This window comes from SAR86 cluster bacterium (genome assembly GCA_023703675.1).
In the GTDB taxonomy this organism is placed as follows: Bacteria; Pseudomonadota; Gammaproteobacteria; order Magnimaribacterales; family AG-339-G14; genus AG-339-G14.
Window position 1 is genome coordinate 976,816 of sequence record CP097974.1, and the last position, 23,648, is coordinate 1,000,463.

Sequence of the window (23,648 nt, forward strand, 5' to 3'; positions counted from 1 at the left end):
TAATATAATAATTCATTTATGACTGAGATGGAAAAAGGAAAGATTAGGATAACTGGAGGAAAGTGGAAAGGAAAAAAAATTTCCTTTGAGATTAATTCAAAATTAAGACCAACTCCTGATAGAGCAAAAGAAATGGTTTTCAATTGGTTAGGAAACGATTTGAGAGACTATAACTGCCTAGATATTTTTGCGGGGACGGGAGCAATGGGTCTTGAATCTTTATCGAGAGGAGCAAAGAAAGTAGATTTTATAGAAAAGGATGTTCGTGCTTCTCAAATACTTAAAAAAAATTTAATCGATATGACAGATCACATTGCTTTTAATGTATTCAATGAAAGTTATGAAAGTTGGTTTAAAAAAAATGATTCTAAATTTTCATACGACTTAATATTCATAGATCCCCCTTTTGAAAAAAATTTTGTTGAAAAGGTATTTAATTTAATTGAGGAGAAAAAAATTTACAGATTAAATACAGTTTTTTATCTAGAAGCTGAAAAAAAAATAAATTTGGATTTTCTTTTCGCAGATTACGAAATATTTAAAGAGAAAATTATGGGTAGAAAATCTTATAGATTACTTAGAAAAAAAGTTACTTAGATTTTTTCATCGAATCGAAAAATTCGTTATTTGTTTTGTGTTTTCTTAATTTATCAATTAGCCATTCTGTAGCTGTAATGTCTTCCATCTCATGAAGAAGTTTTCTTAAAATATTAGTCCTTGCTAAATCCATTTCGTCTGTGATTAGCTCTTCTCTTCTAGTGCCAGACCTTCTGATATTTATTGCTGGAAAAATTCTTTTTTCAGCAATAGCCCTATCTAAGTGAATTTCTTGATTACCTGTGCCTTTAAACTCTTCGTAAATAACTTCATCCATTCTTGATCCTGTATCAACTAGAGCAGTTGCAATGATTGTCAAGCTTCCGCCGTTTTCAATGTTTCTTGCAGCTCCAAAAAACCTTTTTGGTTTTTCTAAAGCATTGGCGTCTACTCCACCAGTAAGTATCTTCCCCGAAGATGCTTGAGTAGAGTTATATGCCCTTCCTAGTCTAGTAATAGAGTCTAGTAAAATTATTACATCATTTCCTGATTCAACTAATCTTTTAGCTTTAGCTATCGCCATTTCTGCTACCTGAACATGACGCGAGGGTGGTTCATCAAAAGTACTCGCGATCACTTCGCCCTTTACTGATCGAGTCATATCAGTAACTTCTTCAGGTCTTTCATCAATAAGCAAGACCATAAGAATGCTGTCTGGACTATTTTTTTCTATTGAATGAGCAATACTTTGAAGGAGAAGAGTTTTTCCAGCTTTTGGTGGCGAAACTATTAATCCTCTTTGCCCTTTTCCAGTAGGAGAAATTAGATCAATTATGCGAGCAGAAAGGTCTTCGGTAGTTCCATTTCCTGATTCCATTACTAAACGATCTTCTGGGAAAAGAGGAGTAAGGTTCTCAAAAGCCAACTTAGTCTTAGTCTTGTCAGAATTTTCGAAATTTATTTGATCGATTTTTAGTAAGGCAAAGTATCGTTCACCATCTTTTGGTGGGCGAATTTTTCCTGAAATAGAATCTCCAGTTTTTAACCCAAATCTTCTAATTTGACTTGGCGAAACATAGATGTCATCTGGTCCAGCTAAGTATGAAGAAGTTGGTGATCGAAGAAAACCAAAACCATCATTTAGAATTTCTAGAACGCCTTCCCCTTCAATATCTTCGCCCCCTTTTGAATGAGATTTAAGAATATTAAAAATTACGTCTTGTTTTTTTGACCTGGCTATATTTTCAATACCCATGCTCTCGGCTATACCGATCAATTCTTCGACAGGTTTGGCTTTAAGTTCGCCTAAATGCATATGTTTTTAAAAATAAATTGAAAAAAATTGCTGGAATTACTTTTGCAACCGAAAGTTACAGATAAAATCTATCACTTATAATTATAAAGGTCTAGTAAATATTTAAATATGTTGCTCTAAAAATTCTTTTAATTGACTTTTAGTCAAAGCACCAATTCTTTGATCTATCGGATCTCCATTTTTAAACAAGATCAAAGTTGGAATGCTCATAACTTTCTGCTTTATTGCAGAATCTTTATTATTATCAACATCTAATTTTGCGATTGTCAGTTTATCCTTCAATTCTTCTGATAGTTCTTCTAAAACAGGCGCAACCATTTTGCATGGCCCACACCATTCCGCCCAATAATCTACTAAAACTGGCTTATCAGCTGATTTTAAATGAGTCTCAAAATTCTCATCAGTTAATTCAATAATTTCACTCATATAATTATTATGGGCTAAATTTAAATTATTTAAAGTACTTAATCGGTAATTGCTCCTAAAGACGCTGAACTTACAACTTTCGCGTATTTAGACAAAACCCCTTTCTTATTATAGGGCTTGGGATTACGCCAAGATTTCCTTCTTTTTTGAATTTCTTCTTGAGAAAGATTGGCGTCGATTTTTCCTTCAATTGCGTCTATGGTTATCTGATCTCCGTCTTCTAAAAGTCCAATTAATCCTCCTTCGGCTGCTTCAGGTGTTATGTGCCCCACAACAAAGCCGTGAGATCCACCAGAAAATCTTCCATCTGTTATAAAAGCAACTTTATCACCCATTCCTTTGCCCATAATTGCCGACGTCGGCTTAAGCATCTCCCGCATGCCCGGACCCCCAACAGGACCTTCATATCTAACAACTATTACATCGCCAGGATTTATTTTTGAATTGTATATTGCTTCTAGGGTTTCTTCTTCTGAATTAAACACCCTCGCAGTTCCAGTAAAGCTTGTTCCTTCTTTACCAGTAATTTTTGCTACTGCGCCATCTTCAGCCAAGTTGCCTTTTAAAATTCTTAAATGACTATCTTTTTTGATTGGAGAAGAAATAGACGAAATAATTTTTTGGGATTTCGGATAAGGTTTTACATTATCCAAATTTTCTTCTAAGGTTTTACCTGTAACAGTCATACATTCTCCATTAAGAAGTCCTTCTTCTAAAAGCATTTTCATTAAAGGCTGAACTCCCCCGATTTCGTTTAATTCGGACATTAAATAATGTCCCGAAGGCCTTAAATCAGCTAGAACGGGACTATCTTTTCCAAGTTTTTCAAAGTCATCTATAGCTAGAGGAACATTAACAGTATGTGCCATTGCTAATAAGTGCAGCACTGCATTAGTCGAACCACCCAGTGCAATTATGACTCTTATTGAATTTTCAAAAGCAGCTTTTGTCATTATGTCTGAAGGTTTAATATCCTTCTCCAATAAATAATTCATTGCAGTTCCGATTTTTTTACAATCAATTTTTTTTGCTTCGGAAACCGCATCTTGTGAACTACTTCCAGGCAAGCTCATGCCTAACGCCTCAATTGCAGACGCCATAGTATTAGCAGTGTACATTCCGCCGCAAGATCCAGGACCGGGAAGAGCTGTTTTCTCAATAGCAATTAACTCGTCCTCTGAGATCTTCTTACTCGTATAGCTTCCAACTCCTTCCATTACAGTTATCAAATCTGTGTGATTAGCACCTGGTCTAATGGAGCCGCCATAAACAAAAATTGAAGGTCTGTTTAGTCTCCCGAGACCCATCAAACAACCTGGCATATTTTTATCACAACCACCAATTGCAACAACTCCATCAAAAGATTGACAGCCGACGACAGTTTCAATCGAATCGGCGATGACTTCTCTTGAAACTAAAGAGTACCTCATTCCAAGAGTCCCCATGGAAATTCCGTCGGAAATAGTTATTGTATTGAAAAGAACTGATTTGAGATCCTCTTTGTCAATTGAGTTGCAAACCAAAGTTGCCAAGTCGTTAATGTGCATATTGCAAGGAGTTACCATAGACCAAGTAGAAGCCACTCCTACTTGAGGACGATTAAAATCTTCATCTGAAAATCCTGCAGCTCTCAACATTGATCTTGATGGAGCTTGTTCAGGCCCATCCACAAGCGGAGAAGAAAATTTTCTTTTTTTACTCATCTTTTTTTTTAGTTTTATAATTTTATTTTATCTTCTTAATGAAGTTTGTTTAATTAAAATTTAAATTAATGAATTTATTAAAACACTTAATAATTTTCACTATGACTTTTTCTCTAGCATTAAGTTCGGATGACTTTTTTGGCAACAGCTATCCGTCTTCAAAGCAGGCAATAGATTTCAGTGTTTCAAAAAAAGGGAATAATTATTTTATAAACTTTATTCTACTTGAAGACGTCTATGTCTATAAGAATAAACTTAAAATTTTAAAAGATGGTAAGGAGATCACGTTTAAAATTATTGGGGAAATAATAATCCAAAAGGATAAATTTTTTGGGGAACAAGAAATATTGAACGAAAATTTTGTTATTAGCTTTAAATCTTTTGACTATGTTTCTAATGAACAAATTCAACTAGAATATCAAGGTTGTTATGCTAACAAGATTTGTTTTAATAAGGAAACAAAGAAACTCTCGATCTAATTTCTTCTAATTTCTTTGAATTTAGTATTAAAATTCCTTAAAATCACTGAAAATGTCAAAAATACTTTTATTGAATGGTCCAAATCTTAATCTCTTAGGCTCAAGAGAAGAAGACATTTATGGAAAGAAGTCATTAAAAGAAATTGAAGAGAGCCTTATTCAGCATGCAAATAACCTTAATGAGGAGCTTATCTGTTTTCAGAGCAATGCTGAGCACGAGCTAGTAGAAAGAATTCAAGCTGCTAAAAATGAAAAAATTAAAATTATTCTCTTCAACCCTGGCGCTTTCACTCACACAAGTGTGGCTTTGAGGGACGCCGTTTTAGGGGTCGACATACCAATGATAGAAATTCACATAAGCAATATATTTGGTAGAGAAAAATTCAGAGAAAAGTCATTCTTTTCCGATATAGCTCTAGGGGTAATTTCTGGCTTAGGTGAAGAAAGCTATATGAGCGCATTAAATTTTGCAATTAAAAAAATAGGAGACTTATAGATGGACATAAGAAAAGTTAAAAAATTAATTGAGATGTTGGAAAGCTCAAATTTAAACGAAATAGAAATTAAAGAAGGTGAAGAATCAGTAAAATTAGTTAAATCTGGCTCTATTTCTACACAGACTATGGTTCCACAAATTCCCGTTGAAAAATCTAAGGAAACTAGTTCAGAAAATCAACAAAAAGACGATGATAAAAATGATCTTCCAGCTGATAGTCCAAAAGTAGCTGCTGGAAAAGAGATTAAATCTCCTATGGTGGGTACTTTTTATGGAGCGCCTAATCCTGGAGCAGACACCTTTGTTAAAGTTGGTGATAAGGTAAATGAAGGGGATGTTCTTTGTATCATTGAAGCAATGAAAATGATGAACGAAGTTAAGGCAGACTTTAGTGGAACTATACTGGAAATAGTTCCTGAAGATGCAGAGCCTGTTGAATTCGGTCAAACCCTTTTCATCATAGATTAAAAATGTTTAAAAAAATATTAATTGCCAATAGAGGTGAGATAGCTCTTCGTGTTCTAAAAGCTTGCAAAGAAATGGGAATCGAATCGGTAGCAGTTTACTCTGAACCTGATAAAGAGCTAAAGCATGTAAAAATGGCTGATGAAGCAATTTGTATAGGTCCAGCACAGTCAAGTAAAAGCTATTTAAACATCCCAACATTGATAAGTGCCTGTGAGGTAGCTGGAGTTGATGCAATTCATCCAGGAGTTGGATTTCTGGCTGAAAATGATCATTTTGCTGATCAAGTTGTAGCCAGTGGATACACTTTTATAGGTCCAGATCCTGAATCGATAAGGGTAATGGGAAACAAAATTTCTGCCAAAGAAATGGCTACGTCAGCTGGATTACAATGTGTTCCAGGAAGCGGAAGGGTTTCTGCAACAAATAGAGAAACAATAGAAATTGCAAAAGAAATTGGTTACCCACTTCTCATAAAAGCAGCTGCGGGTGGCGGTGGAAAAGGCATAAAGATCGTAAGAGAGGAAGAAGAACTTTTATCAAGTATGAGAATTACTCAACAAGAGGCCTTAAATAGTTTCGGAAGTGATGAGATTTATTTGGAGAAATTTATTGAAAATCCTCGTCACATAGAGGTTCAAGTGATCGCAGATAATTTTGGAAACGCACTTCACTTTTTTGAAAGAGATTGCTCAATTCAACGAAAAAACCAAAAAATTGTCGAGGAAGCCCCTGCGTGGGATTTAGATGAGAACAAAAAAAATGAATTATTTGATCTTTGCATAAATTGTCTAAAAAAGATGAAATACAAGGGTGTTGGGACATTTGAATTTTTATATAAAGATTCAGAATTCTATTTTATTGAGATGAACACAAGACTTCAGGTAGAGCATACAGTGACTGAAATGATTACTAACGTTGATTTAGTAAAACTGCAGATCGAGACAGCGGCAGGTAATGAATTGAAAATTAAACAAAAGGACATCAAAAAAAATGGACATGCGATTGAGTGTCGAATAAATGCAGAAGACCCTGAAACTTTTATACCTTCTCCAGGTAAGGTAACAGAATATGATCCACCAGGTGGAATTGGAGTTAGGGTAGATTCACACCTTTATGCTGGGTATACGGTCTCTCCTTACTATGATGCTTTAATCGCAAAAATTTGTGCTCACTCATATGATAGAAAATCTGCAATAAAAAGAATGTCTTTTGCATTAGAAGAATTCTTCATAGATGGAATTAAGACCAATAAAGATTTACAAGAAACTATTATGCAAGAACCAAATTTTTTTGAAGGAAAAATTTCTATTAATTATTTGAAGGATATTCTCAGCATCGACTAATGAGTAAAACTCAAATTTACAAACCAAATGAAATTGAAAAAAAAGTTCAAAATTATTGGGAAAAAAATCGTTGCTTTGAAGTAGCTCCTGATCCAAAAAAAGAAAAATTTTATTGCTTAAGTATGTTCCCTTATCCATCAGGAGAATTGCATATGGGGCATGTAAGGAATTATACAATTGGCGACGTGATCTCTAGATTCCAAAGAATGAAAGGGAAAAATGTTCTACAGCCAATGGGCTGGGATGCGTTTGGTCTCCCGGCTGAAAATGCAGCAATTAAAAACAATGTGTCTCCGAAAGATTGGACTGAAAAAAATATTAAAAAGATGAAAACTCAACTTAAGTCTTTAGGATTCAGCTATGACTGGAGAAGAGAGTTCAAAACTTGCGATGAGGATTATTATAAATGGGAGCAATGGTTATTTTGCGAACTGTTCAAGAAAGGTCTTGTTGTAAGAGAAGAAGCAGAAGTTAACTGGGATCCAGTGGATCAAACTGTGTTGGCAAATGAACAGGTTATAGACGGTAAAGGATGGAGATCTGGAGCGAATGTAGAAAGAAAAGTAATTAGTCAATGGTCTTTCAAAATAGAAGATTACGCCAGTGAACTTCTTTCCGATCTTGACTTGCTTGATGGTTGGCCGGAACAAGTAAAAACGATGCAGAAAAATTGGATTGGTAAGTCTGAAGGAATGGAATTTTCTTTCAGTGCTGGCGAATCAGGTTTTATAGAGGTTTTTACAACGAGGCCAGACACTATTATGGGGGTGACATTTATAGCCCTTTCTTTTAATCACCCCATTACTAAAGAATACGCTAAAAATGACGAAGATCTTCAATCTTGGCTTAAAAATAATTCAAAAGGTTCAACATCCGAGATTAGTTCTAAGTTGACTGAAAAAAATGGTTACAAACTAAAATTAGAAGCGATTCACCCAATTTCAAAAGAACAAATAGAAATTTGGGTTAGCAATTACGTTCTTAGTTATGGCTTCGGAGCATTGATGGGGGTGCCAGCTCATGATCAAAGAGACTATGATTTTGCAAAAAAATACAAAATAAAAATTAAACAAGTCATAGAAAATAAAAGCAGCACGGTAGACATTACTAAGGAAGCTGAGGTTAGTAAGGGAACAATAATTAATTCTGGATTTTTAAATGGGCTCAAATCAGAAGAGGCTAAAGAGAAATTATCTAAATTTGGGAAGGAGACAATTAACTATAGATTAAGAAATTGGGGTGTATCAAGGCAAAGAAAATGGGGTGCACCGATACCAATGATGATCTCAAAAAATAATCCACAAAAAGTTATTCCATTTTCTGAATTAAATGAGTCTCTCAAAGGTGAAGAGGAGCCTAAAATTAATGGTGAAATTTTTATAAAAGACAAAGATACCTTTGATACCTTTGTCGAATCTTCTTGGTATTTTGCAAGGTTTGCATCCTATAAATCTAAAGACAAAATATTCGATGACGAAGTGGATTATTGGCTTCCTGTTGATCAATACATAGGAGGGATTGAACACGCGATACTACACCTTCTTTATTCAAGATTTTTCTGTAAAGCAATGAGCGATCTTGATCTTCTTAAAATTAGAGAACCATTTAAAAAGCTTCTTTGTCAGGGAATGGTGCTTAAGGATGGGTCGAAAATGTCTAAATCAAAAGGAAATGTAATAAATCCAAAAGAGTTAATTAAAGAATTCGGCTCAGATTCTGTAAGAATGTTTTCTATGTTTGCTGCTCCTCCGAACCAATCATTAGAGTGGTCCAACGAGGGCTTAAAAGGCTCTTTTAAATTTCTAAACAAGCTTTGGAGTTTAGTCCAATTATTCAAACAGCAAGAAATTGTAGAAGGTGATTCAAAAGAAAGTCATGAAGATTTAGTCGTCAAACTAAATCAAACAATAAAAAAAGTTTCAAACGATTTTGAAACTAGAGAATCTTTTAATACTGCTATATCGTCGATTATGGAATTGATAAATTTTATACCTGAAGATTTTTTAAAAAATAAAATAAATAATGAGAAATATTGCTTATTGAAACAAGTAATCAATAGTTGCTTGCTCATGCTTAATCCAATAACTCCTCATATTTGTCACGAATTATGGGATCAAATCAATGAAAATAAAATTGAAGATAATTTATGGCCTTCATTCGATGAAAGTTTTTTAGAAACTTCAGAGTTAGAGTTTGTGATCCAAGTTAATGGAAAATTGAGAGGTTCTATATTAGTAGATGTTAAAAAAGAGAAAGATGAAATCATAAGTGCAGCTAAAAAAAATGAGAATGTAAAAAAATTTCTGTCGAATAAAAAACTTATTAAGGTAATATTTATCGAGAAAAAACTGATAAATTTTGTTGTGAAATGAGATTAAAAATATTCCTTTTATTATTCCTTCTTGTTAGTTGTGGATACTCACCCATATCAGAAAAAAATGAAGAAAGAATGATGATTTTTTTTTCTTACAAAAATAATCCCTTAAATCAAGATCTAATGTCAGAGATCAAGAGAAGAAGCTACATGATGAACATAGAAATTTCTAATTCTTCTGAAGCTGATCTTGAATTAGAGATTATCAATCATAGAATCGGAAAATTTTTAAGTGCTACGGATGAAAATTTTTTTCCTGCGGTTGGATCATTAGATTACCAATTAGACTTTATTTTAAAGAATGGATCCAAGGAAGAATTTATAGAATTTTTTGCAAGTGAAAATTTTGCTTATGATACTGACAGTATTTTATCTAATGAACAAAAAATAGAGGAAATTAAAAAGAATTTTTTCTTCCAAGCTCTAAATGAGTTTTCATTCAGATTAAACAATTTCTCGCAAAATCTTTAATGTCAGAATCAAACATATTTACTATTTTCGGTACTGATCCTTTTTTGATCGAACTGAAACGAGATGAAGTTTTTTCAGAACTAAAGAAAAATAATTTCTTAATAAGAGAAATTTTTTTTAATAACGATAAAACTTTTAAGTTTGAATCTTTATACCAAGAAAATGAAGCGTCATTATTTAGCGAGAAAAAGATTCTTGACCTGAGAATTTATTCTCCAATTACCAAGGAGAATACAGAACAATTTATAGATTTTTGTTTGAAATTAGATCAAGAAAAATCTTTAGTTTTATCGATTTATAACATAGACAGATTAGCTACAAAAAAATGGTTCAAGGAAATATCAAAAATTTCTAAAGTCCAAGAAGTAAATAAAGTCTATCCAAATCAATTTAGAAATTGGGTAATTGAACAGTATAAAAAAAATTCACTTGATATTAATGAAGAAAATATCGGCTTATTGATTGAAAAAACTCAAGGCAACTTACTTGCGGCAATGCAAGAAATAAAGTTTTTAAAACTTTTGAATGCTTCAAGTAATACTCTGATGGAGGACAGTTCAGACTTTGAAATATTCAATTTATCGGATTCCATATTTTCCAGTGATTTAGAAAATAGTTTAAAAATTTTGCAAAACTTAAAGAGTAAAAAAACTCCAGAACCTATAATAATTTGGTTCCTTTATAGAGAACTAGAGAGGTTAATTCTTATTAAAGAAGATAAAAATACTTTTTTTCCAGGGCCTAAGTCTTATCAAAACAATCTTAAGAAAAAATCAGACAGTTTAAAATTAGATTTTATAAATGAATTGAAAACGGAATTGGCAAAGTTGGATAGGGATTTTAAATTAGGGAGGTCAGACTTTTGGAAAACAAGCGAGCAAGTCTTGATCAAACTTTGCAATCCTCAATTTTTTTCAAAAACTCCTGCTTAACTTGTTGATATACTTTACCAATATTTCCATCGCCTAAGACTTTTCCGTCTACTTTTAAAATTGGTACAACTCCTTTAGTTGTGTTTGTTATCCATAACTCATCTGAGCTCAACAAAAAATCTTCAGTAATAGCCTCTTCTTCATATTTGAAATCTAGTTCGTTTAAAATTTCTAATATTACTTTTCTAGTTACACCTGGGAGAATATTTGTTTCAAGTGGAGGAGTAAAAATGATTTCTTTCTTTACACAAAATATATTGCTCACAGCCCCTTCAGTGATATAACCGTTATCGCTCATGATAAGTTCATCCACGCCCTCTTCATTTGCTTTCATTTTATAAATCACATTAGCCAATAAAGAATTAGATTTTATTGAGCTTTTTTTCCAACGAATATCTTTGCTTAAAATAACTTCAAAAGAATCCGATTCTTGGTTAGGAGGATTAAGCATCTCGAAAGAACAAATAAACAAAGTCGGCTTTGTATTTTTATCTGGAATATGATTTCTTATCTTTTCCCTGCCCCTTGATATTTGTAAATATATAATTTGATTTCGCTCTTCATTTTTTATGCAAACTTCTTTAACTAAACTCTCTATTTCATTACGAGAGTATGGATTTGATATTTTTAAAGATTGCAAATTTAGGAAAAGTCTTTCAAGGTGATCTTCAATTCTAAATAGTTTCTTTTCATAGGCAGCAAATACCTCATAGACAGAATCTCCAAAAAGAAATCCTCTATCTAGCGGCGATATTGAAGCTTGATCTAAATCTGTAAAACCATTATTAAGATAACATATAGACATTAATTGACTTCATCTTGCATGAAGAAACTGTAAATATAAAATCCAATTGCTTCAAAAGCTGATGAAATGAATCCTTTTGAATCAATCCTTTTCACAGCCACTAAATTTACACTTTCTAGTTTTTTTCCATCTACTATGATGTCTAGGCTGTCTAAAACGTCATTTTTTCCTATCGGAGCTTTTACACCCAAGTTTTTTGAAGCAATTAATTCTAATGAATTAAATTCAGGTTTTGTTAGAGTAACGTAAATATCTTCTTCAGGACCCAATTCTAGAGAATCTTCATTTCCAGCCCAAACATCTACTGAAGTAATCGGCTCATATTTAGAAATTATTTTTTTAGTTGTGTAGTATCTAAATCCGTAGTCGAGAAGCCTCCTGCTGTCCCTTAACCTCGATTTTTCCGAAGAACTATTCAATGTAACTGCAATGAGTCTCATGTCCCCTCTTTTAGCGGAAGAAACCATGCAGTAACCTGAAGTTGATGTGTGGCCGGTTTTAATTCCATCAATTGAATCGTCTTGCCAAAGCAAACTATTCCTATTCAACTGTCTTATCTCGTTATAAGTGAATTCTTTCTGGCTAAAAATCTTATAAGTTTCAGGGAAATCCTGAATTAATTTTATACTCAACTTGGCAATATCTTCTGCGGTTGAATAGTGATTTACGTCAGGTAATCCAGTAGGGTTCATAAAATTTGTTTCCTTTAAATTCATTTGTCTTGCGTAATCATTCATAAGTTCAGCGAAATCATACTCTGAACCAGCTATATGTTCTGCAAGAGCACAACTTGCGTCATTTCCAGACTGCACAATAATTCCAAGCATTAGATCGCTCACTGGAACTTCAGTGCCTTCTTTAATGAACATCCTAGACCCTTCCATTCGCCAACATTTTTCGCTAATTTTTACCAATGAGCTTCCACTCAAATATCCTTTCTGAATCTGATCTGCTACAACATAAGCAGTCATGATTTTGGTAATGCTCGCCATTCCTGTCGATTGCTCTGCATTATTTTCAGAAATAATTTTCAATGTCTTTGCGTCTAGTAAAAGATAGCTAGTCGCAGTTAATTGAGGTGGATTAGGTATCAAGCTTTGACCAAAGCAATTTAAACTCAGAAATAGAAAGCAAAATAAATATTTTTTTATCATAGGTCGCTTGTAATTTTTAATTCCTCACTTAAAAGAAATACTGACATGGCATATTTAGAACTTGGATTATACCTCGTTATTGCATAAAGATTTTTATCACCAATCCAAAATTCATCTTTAGTTTCATCATCGGGAAATAAAGAAATTTGAATATATTGTTTAGGAAAATCAAAATCAGTTTGATTGTAAAGAATATCTAACTCATTATATGGTTTCAGTCCAAAAGAAGATTTAATTTTTACATTTTTCTTTTTTGCTTTTGCTGGAAGGGCAATAAATCCATCCTCTTCCCAACCTCTTTTATTTCCGGCGTCAGATGCTAAAAAATTTGCAACACTTCCAATCGCATCTGCGGCATTATTTAAAATGTCCCTTTTTCCGTCCCCATCAAAGTCTAGAGCGAGTTTTCTATAATTATCTGGCATAAATTGAGCAAAGCCCATTGCTCCCGCATAAGACCCTCTTATTCTCATGACATCAAAATTTTCTTCTCGGGACAATAAAAAGAATTCTTCTAATTGTTTTTTAAAAAAAGTTCTTCTCCTGGGATAGTCAAAAGCTGCTGTACTTAGCGCATCTATAACCCTAATCTTTCCTTTATATCCCCCATAATTTGTTTCTAAACCAATTATTGCTGCTATGACTTCTCTTGGAACGCCAAATACATCTTCGGCTTTATCAAACCATTTCTTATATGTCCTTAAAAAAATTTTTCCATTCTGGATCCTAAAGAAAGATACTCGAGTTTTATACTCATCCCAAGTGACAACTTTTTCTGCAGGCCTATTCATAGAATCAATAATATTTTGTTGCTTTTCTGTCTTTGAAAAGATGTCTACTAAATAAGACTTTTCAAAACTGTGCTCTGCTGACATATAATCTATGAATTCATGCACTTCGTCTCTGTCCAAATAATTAGCATATGTTTGGGAACAAAATAAAATCAACAAAATTACTTTCATATTCATTTAGGTCTCTCTTCTTAGAGATAATATTATCCCTATTGTAACTAAATTAATTATCAGTGCTGTCCCTCCTTGGCTAACAAAAGGGAGAGGCATTCCCACAACCGGAAGCAAACCTACGACCATACAAATATTAATTGAAATATAAGCTATCAAAATTGTAGAGAGAGTTCCTGCTAGAATCTTTGCAAATCTGCTTTTGTTATTCATTGCAATCAAGAGCAACCTAAATATTAAAAATCCATAAACAAGAAAAAGAATTAAAACTCCTATTAACCCAAACTCCTCTGAAATGACCGCAAATATAAAATCTGAGTGACTTTCAGGAATAAAATTCAACTGACTTTGTGAGCCATTTAAATAACCTTTGCCAAAAAATCCGCCAGATCCTATTGCAATTTTAGATTGAGCAATATTCCAACCTGCTCCATAAATATCAGCCTCTGGGTTAAACAAAGTAATAATTCTTTGTTTTTGATATTCATATAATGAAATCCAAATTAATGGCATTGATAGAATTACTAACAATGCACCGATGTAAACAAAAAGCCAAGGCAGTCCTGCTAGTAAAATAGGTAGGACGCCAGATAAGAGGACTATCGCAGCGGTGCCAAGATCTGGTTGAAGAAGCACCAGAAATGTAGGAACTATGGTAAGAATCAAGACTATAAAAAAATCTGTTAGTTTTAAATCCGGCTTTCTAGACAAAAAAGCTGCGGCAGATAGCGGTATTAAAAATCGCATTATCTCCGATGGTTGAAAAGTAAAAACACCTAAATCAATCCATCGATTAGTATTGTTATTGCTATCAGAGAAAAATAAAACTACGAAAAGTAAAATCAATCCGGGCCAATAGCAAAAAAGGTATATAGATTCCATCCTCCTGAAATTTGAAAATGAAATTAAAATCAAAGAAGAAAACCCTAAGACGAAATAGATAAATTGCCTTAAAGCCATGTCATAAGATTGACTTGCGCTGTAGATCATTGCTATTCCAAATGTACTTAAACAAAAGATGCTTAGCAGAATCCAAAAATCATAGGTTAAACCCCTTTGGTCTGAATTAATGTCTAAATCCATTGAGTAATTTAGAGGCCTTTTATTCATAAATCTTGGTAAGAATTTAAAGCTTTTTTAACTATAGGCGCAGCTACCAGGCTACCACTTTCACCATTTTCAACTATAACAACTACAACCAAAGATGGTTTTTCAATTGGTCCATAACCCACGAAAAGGGCATGATCTCTTAAAAGTTCATTTTCTCTTATCTCTTGATATTTAATGTCATTAATTAAACTTTTAACTTGAGCAGTTCCAGTTTTTCCAGCTATTCTTTTTTCTGGATCAAATAAATTGTGAGCCGTTCCTTTATTTGATTCTACTACCGAAACTAATGCTTTTTTGATTAGATCCCAGTTTTCATTATTTTTTAACTCTATTTTTTTAGAAGAAAATTCAGTAGTTTCTCCATCAATTGATTCTACTATTCTCGGTGTAATCAATTGACCACCGTTGACTAATGCGGAATAAGCAAGAGCAATTTGTAGAGGTGTTGTAAGAATATATCCCTGTCCAATACCCATATTTATGGTATCACCCTTGAACCAAAACTCACCCTTCTGACCAAGCTTCCACTTTTTATCAGGTAAAATCCCTTTGCTTTCATTTCCAATAAGTTTTGAAGATGCGCCAAATCCAAACTTAGCCAGAAAAGGAGAAATAGAGCTCACAGTTAAATCAAATGCAATGTTGTAAAAATAAACGTCTGAAGATTCCGCAATAGCAGATTCCATATTTACTAAACCATGCCCTTCTTCTTTCCAACCCCGATAAGGTCTATCGTCTCCTTCTACAAAGAATTCTCCTTGATCGTCAATTTTTTCATCCCAAGCTATTACTTTTTCCTCTAGTGCAGCCAAGCCTATGAAAGGTTTTAGAGTTGAGGCTGGAGGATATTGACCTGAGACAGCTCTATTAAATAGCGGACTATCTTTATCTTGTAAAATCTTTTCTATTTCATCTGAATAAAGATTGTTGAGGTAGTTTGGATCGTAAGATGGGGAGCTTATAAGCGCTCTAATGAAACCCGTTTCTGGTTCTATTGCAATCAAAGCGCCTTTTTTTCCAGTAAATTCCTTAAATAAAGTTCTTTGAAACTCTAAATCAATGGAGAGCTTTAGATTTTTTCCTTTTTTTGGAGGTTCTGATGATAAAACTTTGATTACGGTTCCTTTAGAATCCTTTTCTAAGAATTTATAACCGATCTCTCCCCTCAAAAAATTATCATACTCTTTTTCAATTCCTAGTAATCCTATTTGTTGGTCGGAAAAATTTTTTAAATTAGGATCTTGAAGCATGAAATTTTTTGATGCAAATCCCAAGTAACCTACTACAGAACCTAAGCTTTCGCCCTGAATAACATTCCTAGAAAAATTAGGAATTATTTCGGTCCCTGCAAATTTATTTAGATTCAGGTTAAGTTTTGCAATTTGCTCGTCTGTGAGATTTCTTATGAGAGTGAAAGATTGAAAGGGTTTGATCTCATTTAATTTTTTGTAAAAAATGTTTTCAATCTTTGAGGCCTCATAATTCATTAATTCAGATAAATTAGAAATATACAGTGAATAATCTTCAATAAAACTTGGGGTAACTTTAAGATCCTGTCTGATGAAATTTTCAACTACTACTTCTTCGTTTCTATCTAAAATAAGACCTCTTGGGGGGAAAACTCTTTCCTTTAAAATTCTGTTTGAGTCGGCTTGTGTTTTAAATTCATCTGAACGAAGAATCATTAAATTAAAAATTTGAAAAAAAGCTAAAGTTAATAAAATTAAAAATGGAATAAGAAAAATTAATATCCTTCTAAAAACACTACTATTCGAAATAGAAGATTTTTTTATCACGCCAAAGAATCGTCCCATAAACTTTCTAAATCGTAATATTGTCTGGCTGAAACAGACATAATATTAATTACTATATTACCTAGATCTAATAAGATCCAATCACTTGAATTTTTTCCTTGGACGCTTTGAATAGGGATTTTATTTTTTTTCAAATCATCAATAACTCGATCCGAAATCGCTGACATGTGAGTCGATGAAGATCCCGATGTTATTAAAAGTGTATCCGTAAAAGTATTTAACTTTTGCAAATTTAATACTTTCGTATCTAGCGCTTTTATGTCTTCCAAGCTATTTTCAATAATCTTAAAACTTTTATCCTTCATTTATAAATTGAATTTTCCTCCAAAAAATCAACTACTTTTTGCTCCAAATAGTCTTCATAATTCAATTCATTTTTAATTGCTTGTTTAATTTTGGTTGATGAAATATCAAATTGAGAGAGACTATAAAAAATTATTTTTCCATGGTTATTTAAAAAGACATTAATATCTTCAGTAATGTTATTTTTGAATTGTTCCAAGTAAATTTTGTCTGTTTTGTAGTTAGGTCTTTGCATCACCAACAAAGAAGAAAGTTCTAAGATTCTTTTATAATTTTTCCAAGTTGTAAAATTCAAGAAAGCATCAAGACCCATTATCAATGTAAAATGTTGGTCAGGTTTATAATTTTTTTTAAAAGTTTCTAAGGTATCAACAGTATATGAGATACTTTTTTTTTCAATTTCTATTGGGTCTATCTTTATGTTTTGGTGGCCTCTGAAGGTCATCTCCAACATGCTTAATCTTTCATGATTTGATGCTTCTGTTTTATCTTTTTGGGAGGGTAAGCCGCATGGAATTATTTTTAATTCTGAGAAATTAATAAGATTTTTTATTTCTAGTAAAGATTTTGTATGTCCTTTATGAATTGGGTCGAATGCACCACCAAAAATACCAACCGATTCTCTCATTAATTTCTAAGCTCGTAACTGTCCATTACCTTCAACGATGTATTTTTCACTTGTTAATCCTTCAAGTCCTACAGGACCTCTTGCATGAAGTTTATCAGTTGATATTCCCACTTCTGCTCCTAAACCATATTCAAAACCATCTGCAAAACAAGTCGGTAAATTATGCATTACAGAACTAGAGTCGACTTTTCTAAGAAATAGATTTTTCGCTTCTTGATTTTCAGTCACAATGCAGTCGGTGTGACCGGAGCCGTAAAAATTAATATGCTCTATAGCTTCGTTTACATCTTTGACGATTTTAATTGAAATTATTGGCGCAAGGTATTCACTTGTCCAATCGTCTTCTTTAGCTTCCAGAGTATTAAATTTTTTTGATGTTATTTTGCAACCTCTAATTTCTACCTGATTCTGTTCAAACAAATTTATTATTTCTTGAATAAGGGAAGAATCAAGTGTTTCAGAAATTAATAAAGTTTCCATAGCACCACAAATACCAAATCTATAAGTCTTTGCATTCAAAGCTATTTCTTTAGCTTTTTTTGAATCCGCATCTTCATCTAAATACACGTGACACAAACCATCATAATGCTTTAGCACGGGAACATTAGAGTCGTTTGCAATAACCTTTATTAAGTTTTTCCCTCCTCGAGGAATAATAAGATCTATTTCTTTTTCTTTTTTAATCATTTCAGCTACCAAGGACCTTTCTTGATTTTTCAAAAGCTGGATTGAATGCTCAGGAAGCCCCGCGTGCTTTAGGCCATCAATCATACATTTTTCAATAGCTCTATTAGAATTGATTGCTTCAGATCCACCGCGAAGTATGCTTACGTTGCCAGATTTAAGACAAAGCGCAGAAGCATCTGCGGTTACGTTTGGCCTTGATTCATAGATGACACCGATAACTCCAAGAGGCACTCTCATTTTAGATACTTGAAAACCCGATGGAGAAGTAGACTTATTGCTTATCTGTCCAACAGGGTCTTTTAAATCGATAACTTTTTTCAAACCGGAAATCATAGAATCGATTCTTTGGTCGTTAAGTTTTAAACGATCCACAAAACTGTCCAGCAAATCTTTCTTTGTTGCCGACTCCATGTCTATATCGTTCTGTTTTTTAAGATCTTGTCTTGAATCGTTGATTGAATCTGCAGCAGCTTTTAATGCCTGATTTTTTTGTTCCATGCTAGAAGTGCTGACAATTTCTTTTACTAAATTTGCCTGCTTAAGCACAGAATCTAAATCAGATAAGTTTTTGTCATTCATGTGGGGTATTATTGCAATAAATTAATTTTCTGCATATCAGATTCATAAATTAATGTTTGAGTTCGAAAAAATTTTAGAGTTTCTTTCACAAAATACTGATTGGATCAATTGGGTAGCTTTTATATTGGTTTTTATGGAATCTTTAATAATTGTAGGTTTATTTACACCTGCAACTTTGATAGTTCCTGGAATCGGGGTTCTAGCTGCGAGCGTCGGAATTGGTCCTTTAGAAATATTTTTGTATGCGACTCTTGGAATGATTACTGGAGATTCCGTAAGTTATTTAATTGGAAAGCTTATAGGAAATAAAGTGATAAGCTGGTTTCCAGAAGAGCAAAAACCTTACGTAGAGAAAGCCAGAAACTTTATAAAAAAATATGGAATTTTAAGTGTAGCTCTGGGAAGATTTGTAGGTCCTTTGAGGTGTCTAGTTCCACTTACCGCAGGTACTCTTGGGATGAAACCTAAAGTTTTTTTTCCAGTTGAAATTTTATCAGCTCCTACTTGGACAGCGGTATATGTTTTAACAGGGTATTTTCTAGGCGCAGTCTTTGTCGAATATTTTACTTATTTCCTATTAGCTTTTGTTTTAATTGTATCTATTTATGTATATTTCAAGGACCCAATGAAATTAAGAAAATAACTTTTATCCGCCTACGTTTCTTTCTTTTCCTTCCCAAAAAGGAGCTCTCAACTCTCTTCTTAAAACCTTTCCTGAAGGATTTCTCGGCAGCAATTCAATAAAGTCTATGCTTCTTGGACATTTATATCCTGCAATTTGGGATTTAACGTAAGAAATAATTTCATCACTACTAAGCTCGACTCCTTCTTTGAGAACGACAAAGCCTTTGACACTCTCTCCCCACTTTTCATCAGGAACTCCTATTACCGCCGCATCAATAATATCCGGATTACTCATAAGTGCATTTTCGACTTCTGCTGGATAAATATTTTCACCGCCTGAAACAATCATGTCTTTAACTCTGTCGTGAATAAAAAGATAGCCTTCTTCATCAAAATAACCTGCGTCTCCCGAGTAAAACCATTGATCTTGAATTGCATCTTTCGTAGCATCGGGTCTATTCCAGTAACCCTTCATGTTCAAGGAAGACTTAGTGATCACTTCGCCAATTTCTCCGAGTGGTAACTCTTCTCCCGATTCACCTACAACTTTTATTTCTACGCCATTTAATGGTTTTCCACACGACCTAAGTTTGCCTCGGCTTGGTTCATGATCGTTTGGCAACATAATCGTAATCGCTCCAGTTGTTTCTGTCAGACCGTAAACTTGATAAAGATCACAATCCATTATTTCCTTTGCTTTAATGATCGTATCGTCTGCAATAGGCGATGCACCATATAAAACGAAGTCTAATGAACTAAAATCTGTTTCTTGAGCTTTAGGATTTGTGATAATGAAAAGAATTACTGCAGGAACAAAAAGAGTGTGCCTAACCTTTTCCGTCTCAATCAACTCTAAAATCAAATTTGGGTCTACGTCTGCAATTATTAAATTTCGACATCCATGTAACAGTCCCCAAATACCCCAATTGGTTCCAGCAATATGATAACCGGGCATACAAACTAGATTTGTCTCATTTTCCATGAAGGGGACACTGTCTTGCACTGAGTCATTAGCACCAGAAAAATTTCCATTGGTAATTTGGACTCCTTTTGGATGACCTGTAGTACCAGAGGTGTATAACTGTATTACGTCGTCATTCATATTTGTCTCTACATAGATCTCAGCATCAGAGTTAGCGTCTCTCCAGGTTAAATAACCATCGTGCGTTGGATGATTATCATCAATAGCAATAATTTTTTTTACTGTATCTAAATCGTCCTTAATTTGATCTAAGACCGGATAAAAATCTTCACTTACAAATACTATTTCGCTTTTTGAATCATTTAATACATAAAGAACTTCTGGGGGAGCCAATCTCCAATTGACACCAACTGCTACAGTCGCAGATTTTATCGTACCGATAAGAACCTCAAAGAAGTAATCTGAATTTTTTCCTAGATAAGCAACCCTTGCATCTTTTTTACAACCCTCCCTAATTAATCCATTCGCAACCTTGTTTGAGATTAAATCCAAATCTTTAAAAGACGTTTCTCTATCTAAAAACTTATGTGCGATATTATTTGGAGTTTTTTCAACCCTCCATTTGAAATTTTGTTGAAGAGTTTTGTTTACAGGAATAGTCATAATCTCAAATCTTACCAGAAGATCCAAATCCTTCAATTCCCCTTTCTGACTCTTGAAAATCAGACACCAATTTAAAATTTGGTGAAAAAACACTTAAAAAAAGCATCTGCGCAATTCTATCGCCGGGTTCAACTCTGAATTCTCTTTCAGATCTATTCCAAAGGGAAACCATAATTTCTCCTTGATAATCAGAGTCAATCAATCCCGACAGATTTCCCAGAACTATTCCTTCTTTATGACCTAAACCGGATCGAGGAAGAATTAATGCTGCGAACTTTTCATCACTAATGTGTATAGCAAATCCTGTTGAAAATAATTTAGTTTCATTTGGTTTTAAAGTGTAACTTGAAGTAATGTTTGTTCTGAGGTCAATGGCTGCTGAACCCTTTGTTTGAAATTTTGGTAAAGGTATTTCGTTGCCTAAACGTTTATCTAAAATTTTAAATTGAATTTCTATTTCGCTCGTTTCATTAATTTCTTTGTTTTTAAATAAACTTGAAAGTAAAGAAGGCAAGAAAAATCCTAAAATCCTGGTAATAAGCCATCTAATCATTAACCACCCTAGATGCTATAAATTCTACAATTTTTTTTGAAACAATCTTTTTAGAGGCTTTTTTTATTTTTTTTTGTTCTTTTTTTGTTATCAAAGTTACTTCATTTTCGTCGGAATCAAACCCAATATCTTTATTGGAAACATCATTTGCTACTATTAGGTCTAATTTTTTTTGAGAAAGTTTTTTCTTCGCATTCGATAATAAATTTTCAGTTTCTGCAGCAAATCCTACTGTTTTTAAATTTAAATTTTTTTCAGAAATAACTTTTAAAATGTCAGAATTTTTATCCATTTTCAAATTTAAATGTTTTTCGTTTTCTTTCTTTTTTATTTTATTTTTGTAAATTTCTTTTGGTTTAAAATCAGAAACTGCAGCCGCAGAAATAAAAATATCACAATCTTCAATTAACTCTTCTACCTTTAATTTCATCTCATCAGCTGATAAAACATCATGTCTTTTTACTTTTTCTGGAGTTTTTAAATTTACCGGTCCAGAAATCAAGGTTACTAATGCACCTTGGTTTTTTACTTCCTCTGCTAGCGAAAATCCCATCTTCCCAGAACTTTTATTGGATATATATCTAACAGGATCGATCATTTCTTGAGTTGGACCTGCGGTAATAATGACTTTTTTTCCTGTCAACAGACCTTTTTCCAAGGTTTTTTCTACCTCAGAAACAATATCAGTAGGTTCTGTCATCCGACCATCTCCAACATCTCCGCAAGCTTGTTCTCCAGATGCCGGTCCAATTACATTTAATCCGGCTTTGATACTCTTACTCAGGTTTTTTTGAGTTCTTTTGTCTTTCCACATTGCTTGATTCATTGCAGGCGCAATAAAAATTTTACTCTCTGTAGCAAGACAAACTGCAGACAAAAGATCGTCTCCTCTGCCTTCAGCAATTTTTGATAAAGAATTTGCAGAACATGGGGCAATTACTATTAAATCACACCATTTAGCAAGCTCTATATGTCCCATGGCTGCTTCAGCTTCTGTGCTTAGTAAGTCTGTATGAACTTTTTCTCCTGATAAGGCTTGCATTGTTAAAGGTGTAATAAATTCTTGAGCGCTTTTTGTCATCAAAACTTTTACAAAAGCATTTGAAGTTTTCAATAACCTGACTAATTCTGCAGCCTTATAAGCAGCAATACCACCAGTCACACATAAAAGTATATTTTTATTTGTAAGATTGCTCATTTGAGCAGATTATACCTTGATTTATGTTTCCTAAAGACTTAGATTCTGGTATAAAACTCACTTCATAATTAAAATCAATGAGCAAAATTTGTCAGGTTACGGGTAAAACACCAATGTCAGGAAACAATGTTTCTAAGGCAATTAATAAGACTAGAAGAAGATTCATGCCTAATCTTCACAAACACCGTTTCTGGGTAGAATCTGAGAACAGATATGTTTCTCTTAATGTGTCGGCTAAGGGTTTAAGAGTGATAGACAAAAAAGGAATTGAATTAGTTCTTGAAGAGATTAGAGCCCGAGGAGAAAAAGTATGAGAGAAAAAATTAAATTAGTATCTTCCGCTGGAACGGGACACTATTACACTACAGACAAAAATAAAACAAACACTCCAGATAAAATAGAGATTAAAAAATTCGATCCTGTTGTAAGAAAACACGTAATTTATAAGGAAGACAAAATAAAATAGTGGCGAGCATCTATCTTGCTTCCAAGTCGCCTCGCAGAAAAGAATTATTGGAAACTATTGGCACTGACTTCGAAATCTTCGAATGTAGCTTTAAAGAAGAAATTCAGCCTAACGAGAGCGTTTCGGAATTTGTAGAGAGAAATACAAAAGAAAAAGCTCTTCATGCAATTGCAATGCTTCAAGCAAAAAACAGTTTGATGCTTCCTGTATTAACTGCTGATACAGCCGTTGCAATAGATAATCAGATTTTCGGTAAACCTGTTAATAAAGACCATTGCATTTCAATGCTTATGGAATTGTCTGGCCGGTCCCATAAAGTTTTCACTTGTGTGGCGTTGGCAAATGTTGAATCTAAAGATTATGAGAAAGTTAACCTTAATTTTGAAGTCGTAGAAAGCGAAGTTTTCTTTAGACAACTTAGTGCTAATGAGTGCAGTAGATATTGGGATACAAAAGAGCCAGTAGACAAAGCAGGTGGATATGCTATTCAAGGATATGGCTCGGCTTTTGTTGAAAAAATAATAGGCAGTTATTCAAACATTGTGGGTTTGCCAATTTTTGAGACTTGCAGACTTTTTGAAAAAGAAAAAATAAATTATTGGCTTACATAGACTAAAGCAATATTTGTTAAGCTAA

At 33.4% G+C, this 23,648-nt stretch carries 26 protein-coding genes; 12 read left to right on the plus strand and 14 right to left on the minus strand.

What is annotated here, in order from left to right:
• Positions 1 to 18: 18 nt before the first annotated feature.
• Positions 19 to 597, plus strand: a complete 579-nt coding sequence (rsmD, locus tag M9C82_05050; GenBank protein ID URQ73318.1) for a 16S rRNA (guanine(966)-N(2))-methyltransferase RsmD — start codon at positions 19 to 21, stop codon at positions 595 to 597.
• Here the strand turns inward: rsmD and rho are convergent.
• The 3 genes from rho to ilvD form a co-directional block, all read right to left on the minus strand.
• Positions 590 to 1,852: a transcription termination factor Rho gene (gene rho / locus M9C82_05055; protein URQ73319.1), complete on the minus strand. Its 1,263-nt coding sequence runs from the start codon at positions 1,850 to 1,852 to the stop codon at positions 590 to 592. The genes rsmD and rho overlap by 8 nt on opposite strands.
• A gap of 102 nt (positions 1,853 to 1,954) precedes the next feature.
• The gene (trxA, locus tag M9C82_05060; protein URQ73320.1) at positions 1,955 to 2,278 is read right to left on the minus strand and encodes a thioredoxin; all 324 of its coding nucleotides are present in this window, start codon (positions 2,276 to 2,278) and stop codon (positions 1,955 to 1,957) included.
• A gap of 38 nt (positions 2,279 to 2,316) precedes the next feature.
• Positions 2,317 to 3,981, minus strand: a complete 1,665-nt coding sequence (gene ilvD, locus M9C82_05065) for a dihydroxy-acid dehydratase (GenBank protein ID URQ73321.1) — start codon at positions 3,979 to 3,981, stop codon at positions 2,317 to 2,319.
• A gap of 68 nt (positions 3,982 to 4,049) precedes the next feature.
• On the opposite strand from ilvD, the gene M9C82_05070 reads away from it, so the two are divergent.
• The 7 genes from M9C82_05070 to holA all read left to right on the plus strand — a co-directional run bounded on the left by M9C82_05070 (position 4,050) and on the right by holA (position 10,544).
• The gene (locus M9C82_05070) at positions 4,050 to 4,460 is read left to right on the plus strand and encodes a hypothetical protein (GenBank protein URQ73322.1); all 411 of its coding nucleotides are present in this window, start codon (positions 4,050 to 4,052) and stop codon (positions 4,458 to 4,460) included.
• Positions 4,461 to 4,512: 52 nt separating this feature from the next.
• Positions 4,513 to 4,956, plus strand: a complete 444-nt coding sequence (aroQ, locus tag M9C82_05075; GenBank protein URQ73323.1) for a type II 3-dehydroquinate dehydratase — start codon at positions 4,513 to 4,515, stop codon at positions 4,954 to 4,956.
• Positions 4,957 to 5,424: an acetyl-CoA carboxylase biotin carboxyl carrier protein gene (gene accB, locus M9C82_05080; GenBank protein ID URQ73324.1), complete on the plus strand. Its 468-nt coding sequence runs from the start codon at positions 4,957 to 4,959 to the stop codon at positions 5,422 to 5,424. It abuts the gene before it with no gap.
• Between the two features lie 2 nt (positions 5,425 to 5,426).
• Complete coding sequence (accC, locus tag M9C82_05085) at positions 5,427 to 6,767, plus strand: acetyl-CoA carboxylase biotin carboxylase subunit (GenBank protein ID URQ73325.1); 1,341 nt, start codon at positions 5,427 to 5,429, stop codon at positions 6,765 to 6,767.
• Positions 6,767 to 9,139: a leucine--tRNA ligase gene (gene leuS / locus M9C82_05090; protein ID URQ73326.1), complete on the plus strand. Its 2,373-nt coding sequence runs from the start codon at positions 6,767 to 6,769 to the stop codon at positions 9,137 to 9,139. Before accC ends, leuS begins: the two co-directional genes overlap by 1 nt.
• 77 nt (positions 9,140 to 9,216) lie before the next feature.
• Positions 9,217 to 9,612, plus strand: coding sequence for a hypothetical protein (locus M9C82_05095; protein URQ73327.1), 396 nt, complete (start codon positions 9,217 to 9,219; stop codon positions 9,610 to 9,612).
• The gene (gene holA, locus M9C82_05100) at positions 9,612 to 10,544 is read left to right on the plus strand and encodes a DNA polymerase III subunit delta (GenBank protein URQ73328.1); all 933 of its coding nucleotides are present in this window, start codon (positions 9,612 to 9,614) and stop codon (positions 10,542 to 10,544) included. Before M9C82_05095 ends, holA begins: the two co-directional genes overlap by 1 nt.
• Here the strand turns inward: holA and M9C82_05105 are convergent.
• From M9C82_05105 to M9C82_05140, 8 genes are read right to left on the minus strand one after another with little or no spacing between them, the layout of a single operon-like run.
• The gene (locus M9C82_05105; GenBank protein ID URQ73329.1) at positions 10,501 to 11,349 is read right to left on the minus strand and encodes an aminotransferase class IV; all 849 of its coding nucleotides are present in this window, start codon (positions 11,347 to 11,349) and stop codon (positions 10,501 to 10,503) included. The genes holA and M9C82_05105 overlap by 44 nt on opposite strands.
• Positions 11,349 to 12,503: a D-alanyl-D-alanine carboxypeptidase gene (locus M9C82_05110; protein URQ73330.1), complete on the minus strand. Its 1,155-nt coding sequence runs from the start codon at positions 12,501 to 12,503 to the stop codon at positions 11,349 to 11,351. The genes M9C82_05105 and M9C82_05110 overlap by 1 nt, the downstream gene beginning before the upstream one ends.
• Positions 12,500 to 13,465 (minus strand): lytic murein transglycosylase B, encoded by a 966-nt coding sequence (mltB, locus tag M9C82_05115; GenBank protein ID URQ73331.1) that lies wholly within the window; start codon positions 13,463 to 13,465, stop codon positions 12,500 to 12,502. Before mltB ends, M9C82_05110 begins: the two co-directional genes overlap by 4 nt.
• 6 nt (positions 13,466 to 13,471) lie before the next feature.
• The gene (gene rodA, locus M9C82_05120) at positions 13,472 to 14,575 is read right to left on the minus strand and encodes a rod shape-determining protein RodA (GenBank protein URQ73332.1); all 1,104 of its coding nucleotides are present in this window, start codon (positions 14,573 to 14,575) and stop codon (positions 13,472 to 13,474) included.
• Complete coding sequence (gene mrdA / locus M9C82_05125; protein URQ73333.1) at positions 14,572 to 16,389, minus strand: penicillin-binding protein 2; 1,818 nt, start codon at positions 16,387 to 16,389, stop codon at positions 14,572 to 14,574. Before mrdA ends, rodA begins: the two co-directional genes overlap by 4 nt.
• Positions 16,368 to 16,694, minus strand: a complete 327-nt coding sequence (rsfS, locus tag M9C82_05130; GenBank protein URQ73334.1) for a ribosome silencing factor — start codon at positions 16,692 to 16,694, stop codon at positions 16,368 to 16,370. Before rsfS ends, mrdA begins: the two co-directional genes overlap by 22 nt.
• Entirely contained in the window at positions 16,691 to 17,320 is a 630-nt protein-coding gene (gene nadD / locus M9C82_05135; GenBank protein URQ73335.1) for a nicotinate (nicotinamide) nucleotide adenylyltransferase, read from the minus strand. The genes rsfS and nadD overlap by 4 nt, the downstream gene beginning before the upstream one ends.
• A gap of 6 nt (positions 17,321 to 17,326) precedes the next feature.
• Positions 17,327 to 18,586: a glutamate-5-semialdehyde dehydrogenase gene (locus M9C82_05140; GenBank protein URQ73336.1), complete on the minus strand. Its 1,260-nt coding sequence runs from the start codon at positions 18,584 to 18,586 to the stop codon at positions 17,327 to 17,329.
• 52 nt (positions 18,587 to 18,638) lie between these two features.
• Between M9C82_05140 and M9C82_05145 the strand changes: the two genes are divergently transcribed.
• Positions 18,639 to 19,229: a DedA family protein gene (locus tag M9C82_05145; protein ID URQ73337.1), complete on the plus strand. Its 591-nt coding sequence runs from the start codon at positions 18,639 to 18,641 to the stop codon at positions 19,227 to 19,229.
• Positions 19,230 to 19,232: 3 nt separating this feature from the next.
• Here the strand turns inward: M9C82_05145 and M9C82_05150 are convergent, their stop codons facing one another.
• From M9C82_05150 to coaBC, 3 genes are read right to left on the minus strand one after another with little or no spacing between them, the layout of a single operon-like run.
• A complete protein-coding gene (locus tag M9C82_05150; GenBank protein URQ73338.1) occupies positions 19,233 to 20,822 on the minus strand; it encodes a long-chain-fatty-acid--CoA ligase in 1,590 nt (529 codons plus the stop codon).
• Positions 20,800 to 21,348: a dUTP diphosphatase gene (dut, locus tag M9C82_05155; GenBank protein URQ73339.1), complete on the minus strand. Its 549-nt coding sequence runs from the start codon at positions 21,346 to 21,348 to the stop codon at positions 20,800 to 20,802. The genes M9C82_05150 and dut overlap by 23 nt, the downstream gene beginning before the upstream one ends.
• Complete coding sequence (gene coaBC, locus M9C82_05160; protein URQ73340.1) at positions 21,341 to 22,546, minus strand: bifunctional phosphopantothenoylcysteine decarboxylase/phosphopantothenate--cysteine ligase CoaBC; 1,206 nt, start codon at positions 22,544 to 22,546, stop codon at positions 21,341 to 21,343. The genes dut and coaBC overlap by 8 nt, the downstream gene beginning before the upstream one ends.
• Positions 22,547 to 22,623: 77 nt before the next feature.
• On the opposite strand from coaBC, the gene rpmB reads away from it, so the two are divergent.
• Genes rpmB through M9C82_05175 form a run of 3 tightly spaced genes read left to right on the plus strand, consistent with a single transcriptional unit; the run spans position 22,624 to position 23,623 of the window.
• A complete protein-coding gene (gene rpmB / locus M9C82_05165) occupies positions 22,624 to 22,860 on the plus strand; it encodes a 50S ribosomal protein L28 (protein URQ73341.1) in 237 nt (78 codons plus the stop codon).
• A complete protein-coding gene (gene rpmG, locus M9C82_05170; protein ID URQ73342.1) occupies positions 22,857 to 23,012 on the plus strand; it encodes a 50S ribosomal protein L33 in 156 nt (51 codons plus the stop codon). The genes rpmB and rpmG overlap by 4 nt, the downstream gene beginning before the upstream one ends.
• Positions 23,012 to 23,623: a Maf family protein gene (locus M9C82_05175; GenBank protein ID URQ73343.1), complete on the plus strand. Its 612-nt coding sequence runs from the start codon at positions 23,012 to 23,014 to the stop codon at positions 23,621 to 23,623. The genes rpmG and M9C82_05175 overlap by 1 nt, the downstream gene beginning before the upstream one ends.
• Positions 23,624 to 23,648 lie beyond the last annotated feature (25 nt).

What these genes read in the sequence shown, in the direction of transcription:
- rsmD (URQ73318.1), top strand. Translation starts at nt 19, where the DNA reads ATGACTGAGATGGAAAAAGGAAAGATTAGGATAACTGGAGGAAAGTGG.
- rho (URQ73319.1), bottom strand. Translation starts at nt 1,852, where the DNA reads ATGCATTTAGGCGAACTTAAAGCCAAACCTGTCGAAGAATTGATCGGT.
- trxA (URQ73320.1), bottom strand. Translation starts at nt 2,278, where the DNA reads ATGAGTGAAATTATTGAATTAACTGATGAGAATTTTGAGACTCATTTA.
- ilvD (URQ73321.1), bottom strand. Translation starts at nt 3,981, where the DNA reads ATGAGTAAAAAAAGAAAATTTTCTTCTCCGCTTGTGGATGGGCCTGAA.
- M9C82_05070 (URQ73322.1), top strand. Translation starts at nt 4,050, where the DNA reads ATGAATTTATTAAAACACTTAATAATTTTCACTATGACTTTTTCTCTA.
- aroQ (URQ73323.1), top strand. Translation starts at nt 4,513, where the DNA reads ATGTCAAAAATACTTTTATTGAATGGTCCAAATCTTAATCTCTTAGGC.
- accB (URQ73324.1), top strand. Translation starts at nt 4,957, where the DNA reads ATGGACATAAGAAAAGTTAAAAAATTAATTGAGATGTTGGAAAGCTCA.
- accC (URQ73325.1), top strand. Translation starts at nt 5,427, where the DNA reads ATGTTTAAAAAAATATTAATTGCCAATAGAGGTGAGATAGCTCTTCGT.
- leuS (URQ73326.1), top strand. Translation starts at nt 6,767, where the DNA reads ATGAGTAAAACTCAAATTTACAAACCAAATGAAATTGAAAAAAAAGTT.
- M9C82_05095 (URQ73327.1), top strand. Translation starts at nt 9,217, where the DNA reads ATGATGATTTTTTTTTCTTACAAAAATAATCCCTTAAATCAAGATCTA.
- holA (URQ73328.1), top strand. Translation starts at nt 9,612, where the DNA reads ATGTCAGAATCAAACATATTTACTATTTTCGGTACTGATCCTTTTTTG.
- M9C82_05105 (URQ73329.1), bottom strand. Translation starts at nt 11,349, where the DNA reads ATGTCTATATGTTATCTTAATAATGGTTTTACAGATTTAGATCAAGCT.
- M9C82_05110 (URQ73330.1), bottom strand. Translation starts at nt 12,503, where the DNA reads ATGATAAAAAAATATTTATTTTGCTTTCTATTTCTGAGTTTAAATTGC.
- mltB (URQ73331.1), bottom strand. Translation starts at nt 13,465, where the DNA reads ATGAAAGTAATTTTGTTGATTTTATTTTGTTCCCAAACATATGCTAAT.
- rodA (URQ73332.1), bottom strand. Translation starts at nt 14,575, where the DNA reads ATGAATAAAAGGCCTCTAAATTACTCAATGGATTTAGACATTAATTCA.
- mrdA (URQ73333.1), bottom strand. Translation starts at nt 16,389, where the DNA reads ATGGGACGATTCTTTGGCGTGATAAAAAAATCTTCTATTTCGAATAGT.
- rsfS (URQ73334.1), bottom strand. Translation starts at nt 16,694, where the DNA reads ATGAAGGATAAAAGTTTTAAGATTATTGAAAATAGCTTGGAAGACATA.
- nadD (URQ73335.1), bottom strand. Translation starts at nt 17,320, where the DNA reads ATGAGAGAATCGGTTGGTATTTTTGGTGGTGCATTCGACCCAATTCAT.
- M9C82_05140 (URQ73336.1), bottom strand. Translation starts at nt 18,586, where the DNA reads ATGAATGACAAAAACTTATCTGATTTAGATTCTGTGCTTAAGCAGGCA.
- M9C82_05145 (URQ73337.1), top strand. Translation starts at nt 18,639, where the DNA reads ATGTTTGAGTTCGAAAAAATTTTAGAGTTTCTTTCACAAAATACTGAT.
- dut (URQ73339.1), bottom strand. Translation starts at nt 21,348, where the DNA reads ATGATTAGATGGCTTATTACCAGGATTTTAGGATTTTTCTTGCCTTCT.
- coaBC (URQ73340.1), bottom strand. Translation starts at nt 22,546, where the DNA reads ATGAGCAATCTTACAAATAAAAATATACTTTTATGTGTGACTGGTGGT.
- rpmB (URQ73341.1), top strand. Translation starts at nt 22,624, where the DNA reads ATGAGCAAAATTTGTCAGGTTACGGGTAAAACACCAATGTCAGGAAAC.
- rpmG (URQ73342.1), top strand. Translation starts at nt 22,857, where the DNA reads ATGAGAGAAAAAATTAAATTAGTATCTTCCGCTGGAACGGGACACTAT.